This window comes from Actinomyces sp. ICM58 (assembly GCF_000283035.1).
In the GTDB taxonomy this organism is placed as follows: domain Bacteria; phylum Actinomycetota; class Actinomycetes; order Actinomycetales; family Actinomycetaceae; genus Pauljensenia.
Genome location: NZ_ALIY01000102.1, coordinates 1 through 2781 on the forward strand (window position 1 = coordinate 1; position 2781 = coordinate 2781).

Below are 2781 nucleotides of genomic sequence, written 5' to 3' on the forward strand. Positions count from 1 at the left end.
ACGTGCTGTTCGGTATTTACCGATTGGGCCCGTGGTCGCGTGGACGACGAGGTGCTTCCACTGGCCGCGGACGTCTACGCGTCCGTCGTCCTGACCTTCATCGAGCGCAGCGCCACCAAGCCGCTCACCGACAAGGAACTCGTCGCCATCGACCGCGCGCGTGAGCTCTTCATCGCGGGCTTCGGCGCCCGGTAGGTCAGCGGTAGATGCGTGACCGGTGATCGATGTTGATGGCGAGGATCAATAACTCATCATCTTCGATGGAAGCAATGATCCGGTAGTTGCCGACACGGTATCGCCAAAAGCCTGCCAGGTTGCCGGTCAGTCCCTTCCCTCGTGAGCGGGGATCCTCGCCGCTCGCAGTCTCGCGGAGGTAGTCGATGATACGGCGTGCGGTTGGCTTATCGAGCTTGCTGAGCTGCTTCAATGCACGCGGTGACAGCTCAGCCCTCCAGGCCAAGGGTCTTCACCGCCTCGTCGAGGCTCACGGATGTGGCTCGGCCGCTGCGAATGTCCTCGAGTTCCGCCTGTAGTGAGTAGGCCAGCTCGATCTCTTCGAGCGCTGACTCGATGGCGCGATTCATGTAGAACGACTTCGTTCGTCCCGTCCGCTTAGCGAGGGCCGTGAGGCGGGCGTCGATCTCGGGATCGAGCTTGACGGAGCGTGCAACCCGTGCCGTAGACATGTGTCCTCCTCAAAAAGTGACTACGCGTAGTCTATCTCTCTTTGGAAATAGTTGGAAGAGTATGTGATGCTCGATGAGTCGGGAATGACATGGTCGTCAAAATGCTATCAACGCCCGATAATCTGGGATCAAGACACTAATAGCGAACAGGGTGTCCGATAAAGACGTGTGCGCCCCAATCGCTATCTACGCGAAAGTGTTACCGTTAGCGCATTCCGGGCCACGGCCTCGTCAATGAAGACCCAAGGAGCACACATGAGCACCGACCCCCGCGTCGCCATCACCGCTGCCGACACCGCGCTCGGCATCGAATTCGGCTCGACCCGCATCAAGGCCGTGCTCATCGGACCCGACCACGAGGTGCTCGCCACCGGCGGCCACGGGTGGGAGAACCACCTGGAGGGCGGCCTGTGGTCCTATCGCCTCGACGAGGTCGTCGCCGGCCTGCAAAGCGCCTACGCCTCCCTGGTCGCGGACGTGCGCGAGCGCTACGACGTCACCCCCATGTCCTACGGCTCGATCGGTATCTCCGCGATGATGCATGGCTACCTCGCGTTCGACGCCGACGACAATCTGCTCGCGCCTTTCCGCACGTGGCGCAACACCAACACGGGTCGCGCCGCTGACGAGCTCACCCGCCTCTTTGGCTTCAACGTCCCCCTGCGCTGGTCGATCGCCCACCTGCATCAGGCGGTCCTCGACTCCGAGGAACACGCGCCGCGCGTCGCCCGCCTGACGACCCTGGCCGGGTGGGTCCATCATCAGCTGACGGGACGCCACGTCCTGGGCGTCGGCGACGCCTCGGGCATGTTCCCGATCGACTCGACCACGGGCACTTATGTGGAGTCCTACCTTGATCAGTACGAGGCCATGGTCGAGGGCCTGGTCCCGTGGCGTCTGCGTGACATCCTCCCGACCGTGCTGAGCGCCGGCGAGGACGCGGGCATACTGACCCCCGAGGGTGCCGCGCTCATCGACCCGACCGGGACGCTGCGACCCGGCATCGCGCTTTGCCCGCCCGAGGGCGATGCAGGCACCGGCATGATCGCGACCAACGCGATCGCGCAGCGCACCGGCAACATCTCGTGCGGCACCTCGGTCTTCCTCATGGCGGTCCTCGAGCGCTCCCTCGCGCAGCTGCACACCGAGATCGACATGGTGACGACGCCCGACGGCTCGCCCGTCGCCATGGTTCACTCGAACAACGGCGCGTCCGAGATCGACGCGTGGGTCGGATGGTTCGCGGACTTCGCGCGCCTCGTCGGCGCCGATGCGAGCGTCCCCGCGATCTACGACGCCCTCTATAACCACGCGCTCACCGGCGAGGCCGACGCGGGCGGCGTCATGGCCTACAACACCCTGTCCGCCGAGCCGCTCGTAGGCCAGGTGGCGGCCCAGCCGGTCTTCACGCACACCGCCGACGCGCGCGTGAGCCTCGCCAACGCCGTGCGCGCCCAGCTCATGAGCATCTTCGCGGCCGTGCGGATCGGCGTTGACATCCTGAGCGAGGAGGGGGTGCGCCTCGACTCGCTCTTCGCCCACGGCGGCCTGTTCAAGACGCCGGGTGTCGCCCAGCAGATCCTCGCCGACTCGCTGAACATCCCAGTCTCCGTTGGTGGCACCGCGGGAGAGGGTGGCGCGTGGGGTATCGCGGTACTCGCGCGCTACCGTGCGGTCATCGCGGGGGGCGAGGCTGGCTTCGCACTGCCGGAGTACCTCTCTGAGCGCGTCTTCGCGGACGCCTCGGTGGCGACCCTCGAGCCCACCGCCGAGGGCGTGGCCGGGTACGAGCGTTTCCTCGACGCCTACCGCGCATCCCTGCCCGGCGTGGAGGTCATCGCCCGGGGCCGCTGATGAGGCGTGGGCCTGCTGACGAGCCGTCCCGTGCCCCCGCGCCCGAGTTCCCTCGCCCGCGCTGTCCTGACACTGCTCTGACGCTGCTCTGACATATGTTTACCCAAAAATGTCGCATGCAATTCCGCGCGACCTATTTCAAATATTGAAATCAGATCGTTGGAATTCCGGGCAATTCTCGATACCTAATAAAAGGTAGGGGAACCAAATTCTAGGTTCTAGTGGTGGTTGCAACGGTTCT

The 2781-nt window shown here is 64.7% G+C and carries 3 protein-coding genes and 1 pseudogene; 2 read left to right on the forward strand and 2 right to left on the reverse strand.

The features are described from left to right. Nucleotides 1–195: pseudogene (locus HMPREF1138_RS10720) on the forward strand (TetR/AcrR family transcriptional regulator); the annotation flags it as partial. A 1-nt stretch (nucleotide 196) separates the two neighbouring features. On the opposite strand, the gene HMPREF1138_RS05030 reads toward HMPREF1138_RS10720, so the two are convergent. After that, nucleotides 197–460 (reverse strand): type II toxin-antitoxin system RelE family toxin, encoded by a 264-nt coding sequence (locus HMPREF1138_RS05030; RefSeq protein ID WP_003791192.1) that lies wholly within the window; start codon nucleotides 458–460, stop codon nucleotides 197–199. Further along, a complete protein-coding gene (gene relB / locus HMPREF1138_RS05035; protein WP_009057315.1) occupies nucleotides 444–686 on the reverse strand; it encodes a type II toxin-antitoxin system RelB family antitoxin in 243 nt (80 codons plus the stop codon). The genes HMPREF1138_RS05030 and relB overlap by 17 nt, the downstream gene beginning before the upstream one ends. Before the next feature lie 255 nt (nucleotides 687–941). Here relB and HMPREF1138_RS05040 point away from each other — a divergent pair, with 255 nt between their 5' ends. Continuing rightward, nucleotides 942–2540, forward strand: a complete 1599-nt coding sequence (locus tag HMPREF1138_RS05040; RefSeq protein WP_009057319.1) for a xylulokinase — start codon at nucleotides 942–944, stop codon at nucleotides 2538–2540. The last annotated feature ends 241 nt before the right edge of the window (nucleotides 2541–2781 follow it).

Excerpts from the sequence above, each read along its gene's own strand:
- relB (WP_009057315.1), bottom strand. The coding sequence starts at position 686 with ATGTCTACGGCACGGGTTGCACGCTCCGTCAAGCTCGATCCCGAGATC.
- HMPREF1138_RS05040 (WP_009057319.1), top strand. The coding sequence starts at position 942 with ATGAGCACCGACCCCCGCGTCGCCATCACCGCTGCCGACACCGCGCTC.